Source organism: Streptomyces sp. NPDC005485, from assembly GCF_040606085.1.
GTDB lineage: Bacteria > Actinomycetota > Actinomycetes > Streptomycetales > Streptomycetaceae > Streptomyces.
The window spans coordinates 1-22,050 of record NZ_JBEXDZ010000163.1 but is presented as its reverse complement, the minus strand read 5'-3'; the positions used below and the strand labels follow the sequence as shown (position 1 = coordinate 22,050).

The window sequence follows — 22,050 nt, the reverse complement described above, 5'->3', positions numbered from 1 at the left end:
TTTCGTTATTACGTCTCTTATTGGGGGGGGGGGGGGGGCCCCCGGTGAGGCCGGCGGGCCGCCCCCGAGACCGGCCCCGCTGCCCCTGCATGCCTTTGACCCGTGGATGCGCTCCGAGAGGGGGCGTGTTCTGCCGCAACCCTGTCCAGGAGTGAATGTCATGCACATGATTATCGCGAGACTGGGAAGCCTGTTGCCGGCGTTCCCGCGACCGTCCCTGCGCAGGACGTTGGCGTTCGCCTGCGCGGTCGCGCTGTTCTGTGTGGGCGTCCCCCTCGTGTCCCTCGGCACGGCGCAGCCCGCCGCCGCACTGGGCAACGGGCTGGCGCTGACCCCGCAGATGGGCTTCAACGACTGGAACGCGTACGGCTGCAACGTCTCCGAGTCGCTGATCAAGTCCACCGCGCAGGCGATGCACACCAACGGCATGCAGGCGGCGGGCTACTCGTACGTCAACATCGACGACTGCTGGATGACCCACAACCGTGACTCCGGCGGCCACCTGGTGCCGGACCCGGCCAAGTTCCCCGACGGCATCAAGGGCACCGCGGACTACGTCCACTCGCTGGGGCTGAAGCTGGGGATCTACGAGGACGCGGGCACCGCGACCTGCGCCGGGTATCCGGGCAGCCTGGGGCACGAGACCACGGACGCACAGTCGTTCGCGTCGTGGGGTGTGGACTACCTGAAGTACGACAACTGCAACAACAACGGGGTACGGGCGCAGACCCGGTACACCGCGATGCGGGACGCCTTGGCGGCCACCAACCGGCCGATCCTGTACAGCCTGTGCAACTGGGGCCAGGACAACGTGTGGACCTGGGGCGCGGGCGTGGGCAACAGCTGGCGCACCACCGGGGACATCAGCGCGAACTTCGCCAGCATGCTGTCGATCTTCCACAGCAACGTGGGACTGGCCTCCTACGCGGGCCCCGGCCACTGGAACGACCCGGACATGCTGGAGGTCGGCAACGGCTCGATGACGGCCACCGAGAGCCGCAGCGAGTTCAGCCTGTGGGCGGAGATGGCCGCCCCGCTGATCGCGGGCACCAACATCCCCTCGGCCAGTGCGGACACCTTGTCCACGCTGACCAACTCCCGGGTGATCGCCGTCGACCAGGACTCCCTGGGCAAACAGGGCACCATGGTGTCGTCCTCGGGCGGCCTGGACGTGCTGGCCAAGCCGCTGGCCAACGGGGACGTGTCGGTGGCGCTGTTCAACGAGACGGGCTCGACGGCGACCATCACCACCACCGCCGCCGCGATCGGGAAGACCGGCGCGTCCGCCTACACACTCACCGACCTGTGGACGGGGTCGACCTCGACAACCTCGGACAGGATCAGCGCCTCGGTGCCGGCGCACGGCACGGTGATGTACCGGGTCGCGGGCGGCACCAGTGGCGGCGGCACCAGCGTGACCGGCGAGCTGCACGCTGTAGGTGCGGACAAGTGCCTGGACGTACCCAACTCGACCAGGACCGCCGGCACCCAGATGCAGATCTGGAGCTGCAACGGCGGGGCCAACCAGACATGGACGCACTCCACGTCCAACCAGTTCACCGTCTACTCCGGCAGCGGCCAGATGTGCCTGGACGCCTACAACAACCAGACCACCCCAGGGACGAAGGTGGAGATCTGGTCGTGCAACGGCGGGGCCAATCAGCAGTGGACGCTGAACCCCAACGGCACGGTCACCGGCGTCCAGTCGGGCCTGTGCCTGGACGTCGCCGGAGGTGCCACCGCTGACGGAACCCTCGCCGAGCTGCGGACCTGCAACGGCGCCAACAGTCAGCGCTGGACGTTGGGATGAGTCCCCCGTCGAGCCTCCACCGAGCACCGCCCGGGCCGACCTGCCGCAGGCAGCCGAGCGGCTCCGCAGCGCCCCATCGACCACTGCCGGCTTCGGCGCCAACGGGTGTGCACAGCCACAGAGGAGGTCTCCATGCTCGAACCAGCCGGTGACAGCCGTCGAAGGCGATGGAAAACCGTGCTCCTTTTTGCCCTGGCGATGGCCGTGGCCGCGTTCGGCGTACCGGCGTTCGCCACACCCTCGCGGGCCGGTACGTCAGCCGTCGTCCATCCGGCGGTCCACCGCCTGGCGGACGGGTCGCTTCCGTGCGACCTCTACTCCGCGGGCGGAACGCCGTGTGTGACGGCGCACTCCACGACCAGGGCGCTTTTCGCGTCGTACAACGGGCCGCTGTACCAGATTCAACGTTCCTCCGATCGCAGCTTCCGCGACATCGGACTGCTCAGCGCCGGCGGGTATGCGGACGGCGCGTCCCAGGTGTCGTTCTGCTCGGGCACGTCGTGCACGATCACGAAGATCTACGACCAGACCGCAAAGCACAACGACCTGCCGATCTCCTGGGGCGGCTACTGGAAGGGCCCCGGCCCCAACGGATCCGACGTCGGAGCGGACGCCATGGCCCTGCCGGTGACCGCGGCCGGCCATCAGGTCTTCGGGGTCAAGGTCACCCCCGGCGTCGGCTATCGGCTCGATCACGCGAGCGGCGTGGCCACCGGAGCCCAGCCCGAAGGCATCTACATGGTGACGTCGTCGAACTACACGAACCAGTGGTGCTGCTTCGACTACGGCAGCGGCGAGAACTCCCACACCGACACCGGCAACGCCACCATGAACGCCATCTACTGGGGCACCGCCTGCTGGTTCAACGGCTGCACCGGCAGCGGACCGTGGGTCGAGGCCGACCTGGAGAACGGCATGTTCCACACCAACACCGGCTCCAACAAGGACCCGAACAACTCGGGCGTGCACTACCCCTTCGTCAGCGCGTGGCTGAAGAACAACGGCACCAGCAACTTCACTCTGAAATACGGCAACGGCGCGAGCGGCGGCCTGACCACCACCTTCTCCGGACCGCTGCCGAACGGCTACTCACCCATGAAGGTCGACAGTTCGGTCCTGCTCGGCACCGGGGGCGACAACAGCCCCAATGGGGTGGGCGAGTTCTTCGAAGGCGCGATGACGGCGGGCTATCCCTCCGACGCCACCGAGAACGCCGTCCAGGCCGGCATCACCGCCGCGGGCTACGGGACAGGAGGCGGTGGCGGCACGACGACCGCGTTGCATGCGGTGGGAGCGGGCCGGTGCCTGGACGTACCGGGCGCTTCCACGACTCCCGGTACGCAGACGCAGATCCGGGACTGCAACGGAGCGGCCAACCAGACCTGGTCCCAGTCCGACTCCCACCAGCTCACCGTCTACTCCGGAAGCAGCCGGCTGTGCCTGGACGCCTCCAACAAGGGCACCAGCCCCGGCACCAAGGTCATCACCTGGACGTGCAACGGCCAGAGCAACCAACAGTGGAACCTCAACGCCAACGGCACCATCACCAGCGCCCAGTCCGGCCTGTGCCTCGACGTGACCGGCGCCGCCACCGCCAACGGCACCGCCGTAGAACTGTGGACCTGCAACGGGGGATCCAACCAGCAGTGGTCGCTGAGCTGACTCCGCACAATCCCGCGTCACCCAGCGCCGGGGCGGCACTCAACCACCGCCCCGGCGTCTCACCGCACCGTCCACTCGCCGAACCACAGGAGGATGGAATGAGGACGAGAGCGAGGCTCGGCCCCCTGGTACTGGCATTCGGCATCGTCTTGGCGTTCGTGCTGCAGTTGTCGGCGTCGCCCGCGAGCCGGGCCGCCTCGGGCGAGGTGCTGAGCGTGAACCTGGCGTCGACGCGGGGCCCGTCGACCGGTGTGGGGGAGGGGTTCCTCTACGGTTTCACGCAGGACGGCAGTCAGCCGGCGGACCAGTTCATCAAGCCGCTGGGGATCAACGCGTTCCGCGGCGGCGGATGGTTCTCCGGTGGCTGGATCAGGGACAACTACCAGTACGGTTCGGCCACTCGAGCCGACATCGACTCGATCATCGCGCAAGGGAAACGGCTCACTCAGCCGCCCTACCACGCGCAGTACCAGGTGCTGGTCAGCGACATCTACGGCGCCAACGGCGGGCAGCCGTCGAACACGACGTACCCGTGCGACAACGGCAACTGCTCCAACTGGATCAGCTTCATCGACTCCACGGTGGGAGCGCTGCAGGCATCGGGCCTGAAGTTCGCCTACGACATCTGGAACGAGCCGGACATCTCCGTCTTCTGGACCCGGGGCATGAACAGCACCCAGTACTTCCAGATGTGGGACACCGCCTACCGGGAGATCCGGCGCATCGCCCCCTCGGCGCAGATCGTGGGGCCGTCACTCGCCTTCACCCCGCAGAGCAACCCGGGCGAATGGCGGACCTGGCTCGCGCACGTGAAGGCGGCCGGGACGGTGCCGGACATGATCACCAACCACGACGAGGGTGATGTCGACGACCCGGTCACCGTGTCGCAGTCCCTCAACAGTGCCCTGACCACGGCGGGCATCGGTCCGCTGCCGCTGTCCGCGAACGAGTACCAGCCCGCCGACCGGCAGACCGCCGGGGTGACGGCCTGGTACCTGGCGCGGTTCGCGCAGTCCGGCTACACCAACGCGATGCGCGGCAACTGGGTGTGCTGCGTCACTCCGAACCTGACCGGAGTCCTGACCCAGAGTGGAGGCAGCTGGCAGCCGACGGGCAACTGGTGGGCGCTTCGGGACTACGCCGACATGACGGGGACCCTTGTGGACACCTCCGGCCAGGTCGGCGCGACCGCGATCTCGGCCTCCGAGGATCCCACCAACAAGCGCGCGGTGGCGATCATCGGCAACTCGAACGGGAACTCCGGCACCGCGTCCGTGACCTTCAACGGGCTGGCGTCGGTGCCCTGGCTGGCGAACGCGGGCAGCGTCAACGTCACCGTGCACCGCATCCCGGACCAGGCACCTCTCGCGTCACCACCGATCGTGTACAACCAGAATGTCAGCACCTCAAGCGGCTCGATCACCGTGCCGTTGACATTCCAGGCCTCGCACGACGCGTTCGCCGTCTATCTGACACCGGCTCCGTCCAGCGGAGGCTTCCCGAGTGGCCACCACCAACTCGTGGCCGCTCACAACAACCTGTGCGTGGACGTGTACGGCAACTCCGGCAGCGCGGGCGCCGCGATCGACCAGTGGACCTGCAACGGGCAGAGCAACCAGCTGTTCCAGTTCGTGCCGGCCTCGGGTGGCTACGGCGAGCTGCGGGCCCAGAACTCCGGGCTGGACGTGGCGGTGGCCGGCGGCTCCACGGCGGCGGGCACCCCGGACATCGTCCAACAGGCACCCGGCACGGCGGCAGCCGCCCTCTGGCTGCCGGTACAGCAGTCCGACGGCTCGTACTCCTTCCGGAACCAGAACAGCGGTCTGTGCCTGGACGTCTACGGCGGCGGCAGCAACCTGGGCCAACAACTCGACCAATGGCAGTGCAAGAACGCACCCGGCACCAACCAGGACTTCCTCCTGCGCTGACCCCAGCTCCCCCTGGCACACCCCTCGACCTGCGAAAGGAACAACCGTGTCAGCATTCAGTCGGCTGTTGAGGCGCTTACGCGTTCCAACGGCCCTGCTCACGGGCCTCGTCCTGGCCGCCGGCGGCATCGTGGGCACGACTGCCGCTCCGGCCCAGGCCGCCACCTCGATCACGATCAACGGCTCATCAGGCGGCCGGACCTTCGACGGCGTCGGAGCGATCAGCGGCGGGGGCGGCAACAGCAGACTCCTGATCGACTATCCGGAGCCCGAACGCGGCCAGGTCCTGGACTACCTGTTCCGGCCCGGATACGGCGCCTCCCTGCACATCCTCAAGGCCGAGATCGGCGGTGACACCAACTCCACCTCGGGGGCCGAGCCCAGTCACCAGCACACCCGGTCCGACCTGAACTGCAACCGGGGCTACGAGTGGTGGCTGATGGAGCAGGCCAAGGCGCGCAACCCGGCCATCAAGCTGTACGGGCTCGCCTGGGGCGCATCCGGCTGGATCGGCGGCGGCAACTTCTGGTCCACCGACATGATCAACTATCTGGTCTCGTGGCTCGGCTGCGCCAAACAGCACGGATTGAGCATCGACTACCTCGGTGGCTGGAACGAGCGCGGCTACAACATCTCCTGGTACGAACAACTGCGCAGCGCGCTCAACACCAACGGCTACGGCAAAGTCAGGATCGTCGCGGCCGACTCGGACTGGGCGGTGGCCAACGACATCAACTCCAACGCGGCGTTCGCGGCTTCGGTGGACGTCATCGGCACGCACTACCCCTGCGGTTACCGTTCCTCCCAGTCCAACTGCGCGGTGCCGTCGGCCGCCACGTCGACCGGCAAACCGCTGTGGGCGAGCGAGAACGGCTCGGACGACTACAACGCGGGAGCACCGGCCGTGGCCCGCGGCATCAACCGCGGATACATCGACGGCCGGATGACCGCGTATCTCAACTGGCCCGTGGTCGCCTCGCTCACGCCGAACCTGCCCTATCCCACCATGGGTCTCGCCCTTGCCCCGCAGCCATGGTCCGGCTACTACGCCATCGGCAAGAACGCCTGGGTGATGGCGCAGACGAGCCAGTTCACCGCCCCGGGATGGCACTACCTCGACGCCTCCAGCGGATACATCGGCGGCAACCGGAACAACGGCAGCTACGTGTCACTGAAGTCCACGAACAACTCCGACTACTCCACGGTCATCGAGACGATGGACGCCGGCAGCGCCCAGACCCTGAACTTCAACGTCACCGGAGGGCTGTCCACCAGCGCCGTCCATGTCTGGTCGACCAACGTCAATTCCAACAACACGGCCGACTACTTCGTTCACGCGACGGACGTCACCCCGTCCGGCAGCAGTTTCAGCCTGACCGTCCAGCCCGGCCGCGTGTACACCCTGACCACCACGACAGGACAGGGCAAGGGCACCGCCGCCGGTCCCGGCCGGGGCGCCATGAACCTGCCGTACAGCGACTCCTTCGACAGCTACGCCACCGGCACCGAGGCCAAGTACCTCATGGACTGGCAGGGCGCCTTCGAGACGGTCGGCTGTGGCGGCGGCCACGACGGCAAATGCGTACGCCAGATGAGCCCGCAGAAGCCGATCACCTGGGACGCGCTGTCCGATCCGCACGCCCTGCTCGGTGACGTGAGCTGGAGCAACTACACCGTCTCGTCCGACGTGCTGCTCGAACAGCCCGGATACGCCGAACTGATCGGCCGTGCCAACGCACAGGACTACAGCAGCACCGGCGGACTGAACGCCTACCACCTGCGGGTGAGCGACACCGGAGCGTGGTCGGTCCTGAACTCGAACACCAACGGCAACGTCTCCACTCTGGCCCGCGGCACGACCACGGCTCTGGGCACCAACCGATGGCACACCCTGGGCCTCACCTTCTCCGGCAACAGCATCACCGCCGTCATCGACGGTTCCAAGGTCGGTTCCGTGAACGACTACACCTGGGCCGGCGGCCAGGTCGGCTACGCGACCGGCCAGACCGAGACGGCACAGTTCGACAACCTGTCCATCACGCCCGGCAGCGGCGGATCCGGCGGCACGACCGCGGCGATCGTCGGGGCCGCTTCCGGCCGGTGCGTTGACGTGCCGAACCAGTCGCAGACGTCCGGCACCCAGGTGCAGCTGTGGGACTGCAACGGCGGCAGCAACCAGCAGTGGACGAACACCTCGGCCAACGAGCTGCGCGTCTACGGCGGCGACTGCCTGGACGCCGCGGGCGAGGGCACCAGCCCCGGTACCAAGGTGGACATCTTTCCCTGCACCGGCGGCAGCAACCAGAAGTGGACCATCAAAGCCGACGGCACGATCACCGGTGTCCAGTCCGGTCTGTGTCTCGACGCCACCGGCGCGGGAACGGCCAACGGCACGTTGCTTGAGCTGTGGACCTGTACCGGTGGCAACAACCAGAAGTGGTCGCGCAGTTGATCCGGTGACCGGCTGACGACCACCGACCGCATCCGTCGGCGGCCGCGTCAGCACGTCAGCCGCGTCGGCCGACCGGCTCCGCACGCCGTTCGGCCGACCACAACCGTTGCCCGCCGCACCCGTTCCGCCGGAGTCCGAATTCCTGAACGCCACCGCCCATCCCTCTGAGAGGCCCCCCATGTCTTCTTCCTCCCTTCCGATCAGCAGACGCAGGCTGCTCGCGACGGCCGGCGCGGCCACCGCCTACGGCCTGTTGCGGTTCGCCCCCGAGGCCGCGGCGACCGACGGCCCCGGAAGTTACACCGCGAGCTGGTCCTCAGTGGACCAGCACCCCCCGGCCCCGGCCTGGTTCCAGGACGCCAAGTTCGGCATCTACTACCACTGGGGTGTATTCAGCGTTCCCGCGTACGGGAACGAGTGGTACCCGCGCAACATGTACATCGGCGGCTCGAACGAGAACAAACATCACATCGCGACCTACGGCGACCCCGCGGCATGGCCGTACAACAACTTCATCGACGGTGCCCGCGACAAGGCCGGCAACCACGTGCAGTTCGCCCCCAAGCTCGCCTCCCAGGGCGGCAATTGGGACCCGGACGCCTGGGCGCGGCTGTTCAAGGCAGCGGGTGCGAAGTTCGCCGGACCGGTCGCCGAACACCATGACGGCTTCTCCATGTGGAACAGCCGCTCCAACGTCTGGAACTCGGTCCAGCACGGCCCCCGACTCGACCTCGTGGGGCTGCACGCGCAGGCCATCCGCGGACAGGGGCTGAAGTTCATGGCCTCGCTGCACCACGCCTACCACTTCAACGGCTTCTACGACCATGTGCCGAACCAGTCCGACCCGACGCTGCGCCTCCTCTTCGGCCAGCAGGGCTCGGCCGCGGAGAACAAGCTCTGGTACGACAAGCTGATCGAGGTCATCGACGGCTACCAGCCGGACCTGGTCTGGCAGGACTTCGACCTGGGCCTGGTGCAGGAGTCCTACCGGCTCCAGTTCCTCGCGCACTACTACAACCAGGCTGTCGCGTGGAACAAGGACGTGGTCGCGACCTACAAGGACGGCCTCGACAACAAGGGCGAGGTCTACGACTTCGAGCGCGGCGGCCCGGCAGGGCTGCTGACCCCCTACTGGCTGACCGACGACAGCATCTCCTCCTCCAGTTGGTGCTACACGGTGGGCATCGGCTACTACTCGACGCAGGCGCTGCTCCACTCGCTGATCGACCGGGTCAGCAAGGGCGGAAACATGCTGCTGAACATCGCCCCGATGGCCGACGGAACCATCCCCTCCGGGCAGCAGTCCATCCTGCTCGCCATGGGCGACTGGCTCGGCCGCTTCGGAGAGTCGCTTTACGCCACCCGCTCCTGGACCAGCTACGGCGAGGGCCCCACCCAGATGGGCGGAGGCTCGTTCAGCGGCCCCGTGGCCGGCGTGGCGAAGGACATCCGGTTCACCCGCAGCCGGGACAACAAGGTCCTCTACGCCACGGCGCTGGGCTGGCAGGGCAGCACCATGACCATCACGACGCTGAACTCGAATCGAATCAACCTCAGCAGCCTGACCGGCGCCAAACTGCTCAACACCACCGCCGGCACCTACATCGACCTGCCCGCACCGGCCCAGGACGCCTCCGGCATGCACCTCACCATGCCCTCGTCCAACCCGCCGTTCAGCGCCCTGGCGTACACGGTCAAGCTCACCTTCTCCGGGGAGATCCCGGTCCTTGGCGCGCCGGGCGGCCCCACCACCTGGGTCAAGATCGCCAACGTGACCAGCGGACTGCTGCTCGACAGCGGAGGCAACGTCGCCTCCGGCTCCAACCTCAAGCAGTGGAACTCCGACGGGAGCAGCAACCTGCAGTGGCAGCTCATCGACCTCGGCAACGGCTACCACCGCATCGTGAACCGCACCAACGGCATGGTCGCCGACAGCTGGGGCAATTCCGCCAACGGCGCTCCCGCCCGGCAAGGGGCCTGGAACGGCGGCAACAACCAGCAGTGGTCGCTCAACAACCTCGGTGACAACCGCTATCAGATCGTCAACCGCGGCACCGGCACCGCTCTTGACGGCAGCGGCAGCACCACGTCCGGCTCGACCACGGTGATGTGGGCGCCGAACTCAAGCACCAACAACGCATGGACCATCACCGGCGTGTGAACCGCCCGATGGGTGGGCTCACGCACGCAGAGCGATCAACGCACGACGGAAAAGGAGAAGTAGATGAGATGTAAGTCCCTCTTGATGCCCCTTGTGAGTGCGGCGCTTCTCGTCATGACCGCAGCCGGCACGGCGATGAGCAGCGGCCTCGACGCAAGCACATCGCCCACGAGCGCCGCAGCCGCCGCGCCGACTGCCGGATGCGGCAAGGCCCCGACGCTGACCAGCGGTACGCATACGATTTCGAGCAGCGGCCAGAACCGCAGCTACATCCTGAGAGTCCCCGCCAACTACGACAACAACCACCCCTACCGGTTGGTCTTCGGATTCCACTGGCGGGGCGGCACCGCCAACGATGTCGACTCGGGCGGAACCGATGGCTACAACTGGTCCTACTACGGACTCAGGCGGCTGGCGGACAACGCGAACAACAGCACGATCTTCGTGGCGCCCCAGGGCTTCGGCAACGGCTGGGCCAATTCCGGCGGTGAGGACGTGACCTTCGTCGACGACATGGTCCGGCAGATCGAGGCGGGCCTGTGTGTCGACACGACGCAGCTCTTCTCCGCGGGCTTCAGCTACGGCGGTGCGATGTCGTACGCCCTCGCCTGTGCCCGGGCGACGGTCTTCCGCGCGGTCGCGGTCTACTCCGGCGCCAACCTCAGCGGGTGCAGTGGCGGTACCCAGCCCGTCGCGTACATGGGGCTCCATGGCCTCAGAGACAACGTGCTGCCCATCTCGTCCGGACGGGCGCTGCGCGACACGTTCGTCAGGAACAACGGCTGCACCCCGCAGAACCCGCCCGAGCCGGCCAACGGGAGCCTGACGCACATCGTCACCACCTACTCCGGGTGCAGGGCCGGGTATCCGGTCGTTTGGGCGGCGTTCGACGGAGCCGGTCACGACCCCGGGCCGATAGACGGGTCCACCGGCGACGGCTGGCGCACCTGGACCTCGGGCGAGGTGTGGAAGTTCTTCACGCAGTTCGACTCGTCCACCCCGCCCCCTCCGCCCACCGGCAAGCGGATCGTGGGCCAGCCGTCGGGCCGCTGCGTCGACATCAACAACTCCACCACCACCAACGGCACCCAGGCACAACTGTGGGACTGCAACGGCGGCAACAACCAACGGTGGGCGCCCACCGACAGCAAGCAACTCATGGTCTACGGCAACAAGTGTCTGGACGCCTCCGGGAAGGGCACCAGCAATGGCACCCCCGTGGTGATCTGGGACTGCAACGGGCAGACGAACCAGCAGTGGAACATCAACCCCAACGGCACGATCACAGGAGTGCAGTCGGGGTTGTGCCTTGAGGCCGCAGGCTCGAACACCGCCAACGGAACGAAGATTCAACTGTGGAGCTGCTCCGGCGCAGCGAACCAGCAGTGGAGTCTGCAGAGTTGACACGGCTTCGGGGCCAGGCGCAAGCCGGTCTGGCCCCAAGGCTCGGGGAACTCCGGTGACAAGGCCAAGGCCTTCTGTCGCAGTGAACCGTCCCTTCCGTTCTCCCGCAGCGAGGAACACCGGATTAACCGTGTTCCGTCTGTTCACAGTTGGGGTGACCACCCATAAGCTGTGCGACCTTCGCGCTCTGAGGGGGTCCCGTGAAAGGTCTCCGTGCGGTCATCGTCTGCCTTGTGATCGCGTGTGCCACGGTGATGTCGCCGGTCGCGGTGGTGTCGTCGGCCGCAGTCGTGACGCCGAGCTGGTCGCAGGTGCCCGTTCCGGCGGCGGCACCGCCGGTGACCGTGTCCGATCTCGCCGCCCGCGGGCCGGGCGAGGCGTGGGCGACCGGGTACGAGGACACCGCCGATGGCATGCGGCCGATGCTGTACCGATGGGACGGCACTGCGTGGAGCCGGGACACCACCTTCCCCGGCACCGGCGAACCGGGCTGGCTCGGCAAGGTGCAGTTCGTCGGCAAGGAGGTGTGGATCTTCCACAACCGCGCGGGAGCGGGGGAGATCCTGCGCCGCTCGGCGGGAGGGTGGAGTACCGTCCCGTTGCCGCAAACCCTGTGGACCTACCAGGACTTCACCGCGGTTCCGGGTGCCGCGTGGGTGGTCGGTGAGGACGACACCGGGCTGAAGGTGCTGCACTACGACGGTTCCGGATGGACCACACAGTCCACCCCGGATGGCGTGCTGTACCTGATGGGGATCACCGCGCGTACGGCCACCGACGTCTGGGCCTGGGCGGACACCAATACCGGGACGACCGTTCTGCGCTGGGACGGCACGGGGTGGCGGGACGCGAAGGTGCCCCTGCCGCCCGACAGCAACGTGCACACGATCATGCTCGAACCGTCCGGCCGGGCCACGATCGGCGGCAGCCAGTACACCGACGGCGTGGCCCGCACCTACCTGATGACCTGGAATGGACACGCCTGGCGCACCACCCACCCACCGCTGGGCGACACCTACACCGAAGCCATGGTGCGCGGCCCGGATGGCGCGCTGTGGCTGCCGATGCGCAGCGACCACGCGTTCCAGTCGAAGTACGCGCGGGTGGACGGCGTCCACACCACCTTCTCCTACGGCCCGGAGCGCACGAACGCGATCGACGTCAAACCACGTGCACTGGCGAGGGCCAGGTCCTCGCTGCTGTCCTTCGGGACCGTCGAGATCTACGGCTCGAAACCGAATCTGATGAGCGAGCGGCTGGGAGGCTGACCATGGCACGCAGACTTCTCGTCACGGCCCTCGCCGTCGCCATGGCCATCCTGACCGTCATGAGCCCGGCCGCGGCGGACAACCTGTCCTGGCAGCACGTTCCGGTCCCTGCACAGGTACGCCCACAGGCTGGTTTGAACGAGGCCGTGGCGCTCGGGCCGGACCGGGCATGGGCGGTGGGTGCCGACGCCGTCGGCCGCGAGGCGCCGGGATTCCCGCTGGTGCTGCGCTGGAACGGAACCGCGTGGCAGCGCCAGAATCTGCCCGGGATCACCTGGCAGGGAGAGCTGCTGTCCATCGCCGCGACCTCACCGACCGCAGTCTGGTCGGTCGGCCGGGACTCGGCAGGAAGCCCCCACCTGCTTCGCTTCAACGGCAGCGCCTGGAACGAGAGCCGGGCACCGCGCGGTGCCGTGCTGACCAAAGTCGTCGCCGGAGGCGGTGAGACCTGGCTGATCGGTTCGCGCGACGGCGCGCAGGTACTGCTGCGCTGGGACGGGCGCGGCTGGCAGGACGTGCCCGTGCCGCCGGGAACCGTGTACGGCCTGCACATCCTGGCGGCCGACGACGTCTGGGCCGCGGGCGCCGCCGACTCAGGGGCGGCCGTATCGCACTGGAACGGGCAGGCGTGGCAGCAGACGATCGTGGACGGGTTCCCGCGGTCGGCAGTGGGCAGTGTGCTGGCGGTCTCGCCGACGGAGGTGTGGGCGGGTGGCACGGCCGGGTTCGTCGGCGGGCCGCCGGGTCGACCGATTCCGCCGCTGCTGGTCCGCTGGGACGGGCAGACATGGAGCCGGGTGACCGTGCCCGCCGACTTCGGCTCGGTCACCTCACTGTCGCCCACTTCGTCCGGCGCGCTGGCCTGGGTCTCGGTGGCCCGCTCGCAGAAGTGGGGCCCACCGGGCAGCAATCCGCCGCTTGTCCCCGGGCCGGATTTCCTTGCCTGGAACGGCCAGTCGTTCACCGAGTACAGCGAACCGGCAGTTGCCGGCGAGGGGGACTCCTCGGTGTTGCGGCTGGCGCCGGTGCCAGGCACGACGACGGTGTGGTCGGTCGGCCGCGCCGACGGGCCCGAGGGCACCTTCGCCCCGCGCATCCTGCGGTTCGGCTGAGATGGCCTGAGGCGAGCAACGGGGCTCCGCCCGAAAGGGACGGAGCCCCGCTGCTCGCGTGGTCGCGCACCCGAGACACACACGTTTGGTTCTGTCACAGAGGGTCGAGCTGTCCGGTCCATGAGGTGTGAAGACCGCATCGCGTGGGGGTGACGGCGGTGCCCTTGCGGCTTTGCCGGGGCAGTCTCCGCATCCGGGAAAAGATGATCGGGCTGTGCGTTGTGATCCTGGGATCGTCGGGCTGAACCACCGGCCTCGCTCAGACATTGTGAAACTCGCCCTTGACACTGGTGCGCCTCGACAGCGGCAGGCAAGGCCCACCTGATGCATGACAACGGGCTCCGCCGTCCGGCGGAGGCAGGGGGCCCCTGAAGCTGACGCGTGGCGGATGTGTGATCCCCCAGGCTGGAGTCCTCGCCGAGGAGGGAGCATGCAGGTGGAACACTGGGACCGGGTTGGGCGTTTCGCGGGGTACGGGGCGGCCCTCGCGATGTCGCCCTACCTCTTGGTCAAACTGTCGTGGGTCATCGGCGCTCTGCTGGGCCTGGCACCGATCGAAGACGGCTTCGACCGGGCCGGCTGGGTGCTCCTCAATACGGTGACCATCGGCATGGCGGGAATCGGAATCGCCCTGGCGCTCGCTCTGGTCCGGCCCTGGGGCATGCGGATACCGGGGTGGCTGGTGGCCTTCTGCGCCTGGACGGGGGCGGGATTCCTGGTATCGATCCTCCCGTTTGCCGTGCTCAGCACGGTGCTCGACGCCGGGCGCGGCAAAGCGGCCGACAGCGGGGGCGACGACCCAGTCATGCCCGGCTGGGAAGGCGCGCTGATCCAATTCAGCTTCATCGGGATGGGGTTGGGGCTGGCTCTCGCGGTCCCCGCCTATCTGTACCGGCGCTGGCCGGAGGCTTTCGCGCGTCGCGTCGGGGACGGTGCCCCTGCCGCTCCGTCATGGACTGCTGCCGTCGCGGGCATCGTCGGTCTCATCTGGGCGTACTGGGCGGCAGGCGGAATCCTCGGAGTCGCAAGACCGGCCGAACGGGATACCAACTGGCATCTACTGACGGGCGTAGGCGCGCTCTGGGCACTCGCCGGTGCCGCCGCCATCTGGACACTCGCCCGGAAAAGCGCGTCCCGAGTGCCCCATCGGCTCTTGCTGGCACTCGGCTGGCTGGGGTCGGGCTCACTCTTCGCCTGGAGCAGCTGGAAACTCCCCCTCACCCTGTTCGTCGCCGTGGCTCACCCTGCCGATGCCGCACTGCCGGAGAATCTCGCTGTCGCCCCCGTGCTGCACTGCGCCGCCATTGTGGCGGGGGTCGGCATGGCGAGAACACTGGTCCGCTCACGCCCACAGGTCACCAGTTCGCCGCGGACGTTCCCGAGAACACCACCGAAGTAGATCGCTGAGACAACTGGCACGGGGCTCGCTGGGACGCGGCGGTGTGGCCGGGCTGATGCTGAATCAGCTCGGCCGTGCCGCCCTTTTGCCAGGCGGTTGGCTCGCCTGCGGCTTCGCCGCCGTACCCACCCATGCCGGAGTCAACGGGCGAAGGGCTCTCACCTCAGCCTTTCGATCTCAGTGAGTACGTAGTTCACATGCGGACGCAACTGCGACCGCAATGCCTCGCTCCAGCTTTCCTCGGAGTAGAGGCAGTTGAGATAGAGCTGCCTTGCGTGCTCGAGCGCGGCTCGGTGCTCGGGCGGGAGCTGGGCGAGAGCCCAGTCGGCGGCAGCGTCCTTCGACTTGATCCGGCCGGTGGCGAGTGTGGTCCAGATGCGGGCGAAGGTCAGCAGAACATTGCGGGTGTCGCGGTCCAGGTCTTCGAGCAGGCCGGGGATACCCACCACGCTCGCCCGGACCAGGTCGGCCCGCGGGACCGGGTCGAGAACCTGTGCCGGGCGCGGACCGGTGAGGGAGTGGTCGCCCGTCAGCGCCATAGCGATCAGCAGGGCCAGATCGGGCATCGGCTTCGGCTGGGGGACCACACCGGCCTCGTACTGCGCCCGCAGCCACTCGCCGTAGAGGAAGTCGCCCGTTGGCGGGTACCGCCATGGCTGGACCTCGGACTGGACGACCACGGTGAGCTCGATCGGGCGGGCCTTGTGTGGGGAGCCGGAGATTCCGAGCAGTCCATCGAGGAGAGCCCGTCGCACTCGCTCGTCCATGCGCCGTCGGGAGACGACGAGTACGTCCAAGTCGCTGGCCGGTCTGAGTCCACCGAGCACGGAGGAGCCGTGGAGATAGGTACCGATGACGTCCTGGCCCAACACCCCGTCCACCAGCGCCACAACCTGCTGAAGCTGATTCACTGCCCCAGCGTCTCCTGACATCCTGCCGACCGCACGGCATTATCTGAAGCATCTGACTTCAGCCGGCCGGCGCGATGTGCCACGGGCGAGGCCAGTGCCGCTGACGAAGCGGTCGAAGGTTCCCGGACCAGCGATGACAGGGACGACGGCTGCGGTGTCAGTCTGCTGAAGTATCCTTCCCGCCACCGCACGCCGACTGGGAGGACCAAGAGAATTGACCGGCCTGTCTGCTTTCCCGCTGCCCTTTCATGCTTCCCGTTCCATAACGTACGCAACGCCCCGAACGCTGCGGGAACTTCAGATGATGCAGTGCAGCTCACTCATCCGGGCGAAGCCGGGATGGTTCGACAAGATGAACGATGCCGACATCGTCGACAGGTGGACACAAGAAGCTCTCGCCCAGGGCCTCACCGAAGCACAGGTTGGCTATGTGCTTGCGGAGCTCCGGCACTACGCCGCGCTGCGGGACGGACAGACCGGCGTCGAGGTGTCCGCCGTTGACGGGGTGTGGCAGTCGGACGCGCTGGTCGACGACAAGCTCGGATCCCGGCTGCGCGAGGCGGTTCGGGTTCTGGAGCAGGTCCCCGAAGCTGAACAGGACTGGCACCCCGGATCCGACGGTCAGGTACTGGATCTGGTTCATCCCTCACTGTTCTGCCTGGTGAGAGAGGTGAGCGGTGCGCCCGAGGAGGCTTGGCAGAACCCGACGGACCGTTACTCGAAGTACGAATTCTCGGAGAAGTTCCAGTGGCTACCCACGGACGTCGACGTCAGTGACGACGGCGATGTCGCCTTCCGTTCATACGTCAACAACGTCCACCCCGAGACTCATCGCGAACTGGCGTCCGTCCTGCCGGACTTGTTCGCGCGCTTTCGGCCGCTGCTGGAGAACGTGCTCACCGATCTGCGTCATCCGCGGCCCCTGCGGATCGAGGCCGATCCTTACGGGTGGTACGACTCGGAGCCGGAGTATCCGGAGAAATCCTCCTTCGGTGATGATGAGGCCTACGCAGAAGCCGTCCGCGTATGGGAAGAGGCCCAGGACGGCTGGTGGGAAAATCGCCGCCCGGTCATCCCGGATGCCCCGGCCTTCACCCTGCCCGAGTTGCCCGAGGAATCCGCCCGAGTCGACCTGCGCGGTCGCCGTCTGCAGGTCATCGTCAAGCTCGCCACCATTCATCTCACCCCGGACAAGCCTGAGTACGCCGGTGGTTCCTGGCATGTCGAGGGGATGATGAACGAGCGGATCGTCTCGACTGGCATCTACTACTGGGACAGCGAGAACATCACCGAAAGCCGGCTGAGTTTTCGGGCGGCACTCGACGACCCGCAGTATGAACAGAACGACGACAACGGCCTGCGTGAGGTCTACGGCCTGGAGGACGAAGAAGCACTGAACCAGGTGCTGGGATCGACATCGACCCCAGAGGGCCGCTGCCTGGCGTTCCCGAACATCCTGCAACACCGCGTCGGCTCATTCCGCCTCACGGACCCAACCCGCCCGGGACATCGCAAAATTCTCGCGTTCTTCCTGGTCGACCCGTCGGAAAAGATCGTCTCGACATCCGATGTGCCACCGCAACAACCATGGTTCGACACCTCGACCATGACGCTTGAACAGGCCAAGAACTACCGCGAACAACTCATGCAGGAACGCAAGTTCTTCGTCGACGAGCACAACGAGCAGCTCTATGAACGAGAGTTCTCCCTCTGCGAGCACTGAAGCTCTTGTGCCCTGAATAGCTGCACGAGGATCTGAAGGGACGAGTATCCAGCAGGGCCCCTCGGCCGCCGGCGTGAAGCGTGAGATCACCACGCCGACATCGAAAGGCCCTGTCCTGACTGTTGCTCCTGGCGCAAGAGCCTGACATCACGAACCGCGGTCGCGAATGCGTTCGGGACATTCCTGCGGCAGGTTGTGCCCCGCGTCCGGCACTTGGCGGTGCAGCCGGGGGCCGGTGAAATGGTGTGCGGAAGGCGTACAGCGGTCGGTGCGCTGTGTGGGCCGGGTGTCCGCGCTGCGCAGCAGAGGCGGGCTGTGGCTCGTCAGACGGCTTTTGCCTCGGTTGGGCGGCTGATGGGCCGCCGGTCCGTCTCCCGCCGTAGGCCGGGGTGGCAAGGAGACGGACCGCCTGGGGGCGGCTGTCGGTGCCGGTCAGCCGAACTGGCCGGGCTGGTAGTCGCCGGCCGGCTGCTGGTTGATGATGTTGATGCGGTTGTAGGCGTTGATGACAGCGATGAGGGAGAGCAGTGCGGCGAGTTGGTCCTCGTCGAAGTACTTGGCCGCGTTGGCCCACGCTTCGTCGGTGACACCCCCGGCCGCGTCGGCGATGCGCGTGCCCTGCTCGGTCAGTTCCAGTGCGGCGCGCTCGGCATCGGTGAAGACCTTGGCCTCCCTCCAGGCCGCGACGAGGTGGAGGCGCTGCGGAGTCTCCCCCTCGTGCACTGCGTCCTTGGTGTGCATGTCGGTGCAGAAGCCGCAGCCGTTGATCTGGCTGGCGCGGATCTTCACCAGCTCCTGGGTCGTGGTCGACAGCGTCGAGTCCGCAAGCACCTTGTTGGCCGAGTTGATGTGCTTCAGCACCTTCCCCGCCAGGGGGTTGCCGAAGTAGTTGAGACGGGATTCCACGGTGATCTCCTTGCCGGGTGGCGGGTACACCCCATTGACCGGGTGACCGGGGGATGTGTGACAGGAGGCCGGGGAGAAACGACTTCAACACGCCGCAGCTCTGGTGCCCCTGGAAACGGGGACGCGGCCGGGGTCGCCGGTGCGGTCGTCGTGCGAAAGGCGCGCGTCCGGGGTGAGGAGTGCCTCCAGGGAGGCGATGTCTCCGGTCCGGGTCGGCGTGACGAAGGCTTCCCGCAGGTGTCGGTGCTCCATCGCGTCGGGTGTGCCCGGCCTTCGGGTAGGGGTCTCGAAAGCGAACGGGATCTGCGGCGCAAAACGTGACCGGCGCCCCTGGCATCAGCCGGTGTGCGAAGAGCCGGGGCGCCGCACCGTCGATCAGGGCGACGGCGCCGTTCCACCGCTGACCGGCCGGCCCTCGATCTGTGATGGTGGCCTGAGAACGGGAGTCGCTCGGCGGGACCTGGAAGGCGCCTACGACTGCGCTCGCCCGCCGGATCGTCTCGACGTCACCCTGCCACCGGAGGGCCTGGGCAGGAGCCGTGGGGCTCCTGCCCCCTGGGGCGAAAGGGCAGCCTCGTGCTGCCCGTCACGGGGAAGGCGTCACCACACCGCTTGTGCTGACGGTGAAGCGGCCGTTCGTCGCGGAGTTGAAGGTGCCGTTCTTGATCCACTCGATCACCGCGGCCTGGACCGTGGCATGGGGACCGGCCCAGGGGTAGCCGGGGAGCCCACCGTAAGGCGTTCCTGATGGTGGGGTGCAGCGTGATCCGGAGCACCCCTCCCACAGGATGGCGTGGCTCGCGCACTGCACCTGCACCTGCACCTTGTTGGCTGTGCCAAGGCTGTTGTAAAGCGCGCTTGCGTCGGCCGGCGTTGCGAGGGGTGTCCTGTCCTCAAGGCCGTTGATGACAAGTGAGGGTGTGGTCTGTTGCTGCGCGACGGTGGCGTTCCAGCCGTAGCTGGAGAACGTCGGCGCGCGGCTGACACCGGTCGGATGGTCGCGGTCGCCTCCCCATCTGCGGCCGAGGCGGTCTTCCTCCATGAGCTGCGTCCACAGCTGTTGCTGACTGCTGGGGACGATGTGGCCGGTGCAGGCAGCGTCCCGTTCGGGGGCCATCGCCCAGGTCGAGTCGCTGTCCGACCGGGTGGTGAGATTCGTCGGGAAGGACGTGAACCCCGTCGTCGGTGTCACTTCCTCGGTCGGTGTGCCGAAGATCGATTCTGCGAACACAGCGCGGTTGACCTTCGCGATGACGGCGGCGCTACCGGGAAGCACCGGGTTGGCCGCGAACAGGGTCCGGCCGACGTGCTGCCCGCCGAGCGAGTAGCCGACCAACGTGACCTTGCCGTCCGACGGCCTGTCCCGCGCGATCGCGTCGTCGATGACCTGACGGATGTCGCGCACCCACAGGTCAATGCGCCCGAAGCGGTAGTTGCTGGAGTGCGCGCGCCGCTGCCCGTTGAGCGGGTTGTTCAGCAGCAGTGTTCCCTGCTGATCGAGGCGGAAGAAGGGAAGGTGACTGCGGTCGCACCCCTCGGGGTAGGGGCAGGAGCCGTCGGAGAGGTATGGCCTGAGGCTTGCATTGCCGGGATCGTCGAGTCCGTGGCGAAACCGCGTCGAATGGGCGTAGCCGAGCAGGCTCGGGGCGAACGTGTCGATTCCCGCCTGGGCGAGGGTTCGCTGCATGCTGAGCGACCCCCCTTCGGGGGCGGGGTGTCGCATGTCGAAGACCGGCGTGCCAGGGAGGTTGCGACCGTGGACCAGCACTGCCGCCCTGTTGGGAACATTCCGGCACTTCCCGTGGGCGTAGACCGGCCGGACCCGGTGGACTTGGATCCTCGCCTGGCGGCCGTCGAACTGCGGGTCAGGCATCAGCCCGGCCGGCACCGTGAAATGCAGGAAGTAGTCCTGGACACGGCTGCCGGTCGGTGCCGAGTCGCAGCGCGAGGCGGCGGATTCGACGCTGCCGGCGGCCATCGCGCCACCGGGACCGAAGGCACCCGTGATCAGCCCGAGGGACAGCACGAACAGCCAGCGCTTCCGTGTCACCGATCTTCCGCACATCCCGGCAGGGAGGGCCGGCGTCGTCCTCGGGCCTCGGCCGCGCAGCGACCACGCCGATCGCCGGGGCGCACGCCCATCGCGCACGGGCTCAGGTGGCTCGGGACGGTGCCGCATGGCATCTCCTTGGGGCTGCATGTCGGTACGAGGCGGATGCCCTCGTGTCATGGTGGCCGCCGACTGTCCTTCCCAATCGATGACACAGGCAGGTCCGCCCGGACGGGCCAGCAGTCAGCTCTGGTCGAGACCGCAATCGAGGGGGGACGAGGAGCGAGGACGCGGATGTGCCGGGGGCTGGTCGAACTTCGTCACGGTCACGGTCGCTGCGGCGACCTGGCTGGCTGCCGCAACGGGGTCACCAGAAGACGCCACCAGGGCGTCGTCCAGTGTGGGCGTCCGTGAAGAGAAGCAATCCCGTCCGTAGTGTCGAGGACGAGGACGTATGCCGTGTCTGCGTCTACACGGACGGCGGTCTGTTCTTCGAAGGCACCTGGCCGACCCACAACATCTGTGACTGCTGCAGGTGGGACTCGGGCACGCAGGCACTCGGCCTTGAAGGAACACGGGAATACCGGGCCTTTGGACAGGGCAGGGCGCTGAAGACGAGAGCGAACCCCATCGACGGCCAGATCTTCGTGCGCGCCCGCCCCGTTCGGCGCTGGCCAGGGCGTCCTGGTACTGGCCGAGGCCGTTGTGCAGAAGGGCGAGCAGATCATGGCCGAGGCCGATCGCTCGCCCCTCGCCCCAGCTGGTCGCGTACCGCATTGCCTCCTGCGCCTGGGGATCTCCTCGCCACGCCAGGCCACGAGCAGAAGCGAGGGGTATCCGATGGGCGAGTTGCCTGTCACCTCCGTTCCTTCGGTATCCATGCTCTGTCTAAGCGAGAGGCTGACCGTGGAACAGGGCGCCCGGTGCGGTAGCGCTACGGCGGGGGAGTGGCCGACGCCGATGCGAGCGAGGCGACCGCACTCGCGGATGCGGTACGGCAACCGTTCGCGTGCTCCGACGCGTCCACTGCTGCCGGGCAACCGCAAGAGCACCACGGGGTGGTGACCGAAGTGCCGCGGGAGGTGCGTATCGATCTCGGAGGGCGCGCCCTCCTGTGACCAGCGGATGCGTGTTGAGCGACGCTCACCGCCGTACGGCCTCCCCTGCGTGTCTGGTCTGGGGGTGTGGGGTGGGGTGTTGGAGGTTTGCTTGAGGTTGGCATGAGGTGGGGGTGTGGGTTCTGGCAAAGGTTTGCCGGGGTGTT

At 67.5% G+C, this 22,050-nt stretch carries 14 protein-coding genes; 10 read left to right on the top strand and 4 right to left on the bottom strand.

The window, feature by feature from the left end; all coding sequences use genetic code 11:
* The first annotated feature begins 166 nt into the window (after positions 1–166).
* The 9 genes from ABZS97_RS36415 to ABZS97_RS36375 all read left to right on the top strand — a co-directional run bounded on the left by ABZS97_RS36415 (position 167) and on the right by ABZS97_RS36375 (position 15,196).
* Complete coding sequence (locus ABZS97_RS36415) at positions 167–1,810, top strand: RICIN domain-containing protein (RefSeq protein WP_356145041.1); 1,644 nt, start codon at positions 167–169, stop codon at positions 1,808–1,810.
* Between the two features lie 177 nt (positions 1,811–1,987).
* Positions 1,988–3,472 (top strand): arabinofuranosidase catalytic domain-containing protein, encoded by a 1,485-nt coding sequence (locus tag ABZS97_RS36410; RefSeq protein ID WP_356145038.1) that lies wholly within the window; start codon positions 1,988–1,990, stop codon positions 3,470–3,472.
* A 98-nt stretch (positions 3,473–3,570) separates the two neighbouring features.
* The gene (locus tag ABZS97_RS36405) at positions 3,571–5,400 is read left to right on the top strand and encodes an RICIN domain-containing protein (protein ID WP_356145036.1); all 1,830 of its coding nucleotides are present in this window, start codon (positions 3,571–3,573) and stop codon (positions 5,398–5,400) included.
* Positions 5,401–5,446: 46 nt separating this feature from the next.
* Complete coding sequence (locus ABZS97_RS36400; protein WP_356145034.1) at positions 5,447–7,852, top strand: ricin-type beta-trefoil lectin domain protein; 2,406 nt, start codon at positions 5,447–5,449, stop codon at positions 7,850–7,852.
* A 178-nt stretch (positions 7,853–8,030) separates the two neighbouring features.
* A complete protein-coding gene (locus ABZS97_RS36395) occupies positions 8,031–10,013 on the top strand; it encodes an alpha-L-fucosidase (RefSeq protein ID WP_356145032.1) in 1,983 nt (660 codons plus the stop codon).
* Positions 10,014–10,097: 84 nt separating this feature from the next.
* Entirely contained in the window at positions 10,098–11,417 is a 1,320-nt protein-coding gene (locus ABZS97_RS36390) for a ricin-type beta-trefoil lectin domain protein (RefSeq protein WP_356145040.1), read from the top strand.
* 200 nt (positions 11,418–11,617) lie between these two features.
* Positions 11,618–12,685 (top strand): hypothetical protein, encoded by a 1,068-nt coding sequence (locus ABZS97_RS36385; protein WP_356145030.1) that lies wholly within the window; start codon positions 11,618–11,620, stop codon positions 12,683–12,685.
* Between the two features lie 2 nt (positions 12,686–12,687).
* Complete coding sequence (locus ABZS97_RS36380; RefSeq protein ID WP_356145028.1) at positions 12,688–13,797, top strand: hypothetical protein; 1,110 nt, start codon at positions 12,688–12,690, stop codon at positions 13,795–13,797.
* Between the two features lie 430 nt (positions 13,798–14,227).
* Positions 14,228–15,196 (top strand): hypothetical protein, encoded by a 969-nt coding sequence (locus tag ABZS97_RS36375; protein ID WP_356145026.1) that lies wholly within the window; start codon positions 14,228–14,230, stop codon positions 15,194–15,196.
* A 158-nt stretch (positions 15,197–15,354) separates the two neighbouring features.
* Here the strand turns inward: ABZS97_RS36375 and ABZS97_RS36370 are convergent, their stop codons facing one another.
* Entirely contained in the window at positions 15,355–16,107 is a 753-nt protein-coding gene (locus tag ABZS97_RS36370; RefSeq protein ID WP_356145024.1) for an aminoglycoside adenylyltransferase family protein, read from the bottom strand.
* A 214-nt stretch (positions 16,108–16,321) separates the two neighbouring features.
* Between ABZS97_RS36370 and ABZS97_RS36365 the strand changes: the two genes are divergently transcribed.
* Positions 16,322–17,830 (top strand): DUF4246 domain-containing protein, encoded by a 1,509-nt coding sequence (locus tag ABZS97_RS36365; RefSeq protein ID WP_356145022.1) that lies wholly within the window; start codon positions 16,322–16,324, stop codon positions 17,828–17,830.
* Between the two features lie 432 nt (positions 17,831–18,262).
* Here the strand turns inward: ABZS97_RS36365 and ABZS97_RS36360 are convergent, their stop codons facing one another.
* The 3 genes from ABZS97_RS36360 to ABZS97_RS36350 all read right to left on the bottom strand — a co-directional run bounded on the left by ABZS97_RS36360 (position 18,263) and on the right by ABZS97_RS36350 (position 20,786).
* Positions 18,263–18,736, bottom strand: coding sequence for a carboxymuconolactone decarboxylase family protein (locus ABZS97_RS36360; protein WP_356145020.1), 474 nt, complete (start codon positions 18,734–18,736; stop codon positions 18,263–18,265).
* Positions 18,737–18,820: 84 nt separating this feature from the next.
* Positions 18,821–18,988, bottom strand: coding sequence for a hypothetical protein (locus ABZS97_RS36355; RefSeq protein ID WP_356145018.1), 168 nt, complete (start codon positions 18,986–18,988; stop codon positions 18,821–18,823).
* A gap of 334 nt (positions 18,989–19,322) precedes the next feature.
* Positions 19,323–20,786: a hypothetical protein gene (locus ABZS97_RS36350; RefSeq protein WP_356145016.1), complete on the bottom strand. Its 1,464-nt coding sequence runs from the start codon at positions 20,784–20,786 to the stop codon at positions 19,323–19,325.
* Positions 20,787–22,050: the final 1,264 nt, after the last annotated feature.

Coding starts and splice junctions, on each gene's coding strand:
- ABZS97_RS36415 (WP_356145041.1), top strand. CDS start 167: ATGATTATCGCGAGACTGGGAAGCCTGTTGCCGGCGTTCCCGCGACCG.
- ABZS97_RS36405 (WP_356145036.1), top strand. CDS start 3,571: ATGAGGACGAGAGCGAGGCTCGGCCCCCTGGTACTGGCATTCGGCATC.
- ABZS97_RS36395 (WP_356145032.1), top strand. CDS start 8,031: ATGTCTTCTTCCTCCCTTCCGATCAGCAGACGCAGGCTGCTCGCGACG.
- ABZS97_RS36390 (WP_356145040.1), top strand. CDS start 10,098: ATGCCCCTTGTGAGTGCGGCGCTTCTCGTCATGACCGCAGCCGGCACG.
- ABZS97_RS36380 (WP_356145028.1), top strand. CDS start 12,688: ATGGCACGCAGACTTCTCGTCACGGCCCTCGCCGTCGCCATGGCCATC.
- ABZS97_RS36375 (WP_356145026.1), top strand. CDS start 14,228: ATGCAGGTGGAACACTGGGACCGGGTTGGGCGTTTCGCGGGGTACGGG.
- ABZS97_RS36355 (WP_356145018.1), bottom strand. CDS start 18,988: ATGGAGCACCGACACCTGCGGGAAGCCTTCGTCACGCCGACCCGGACC.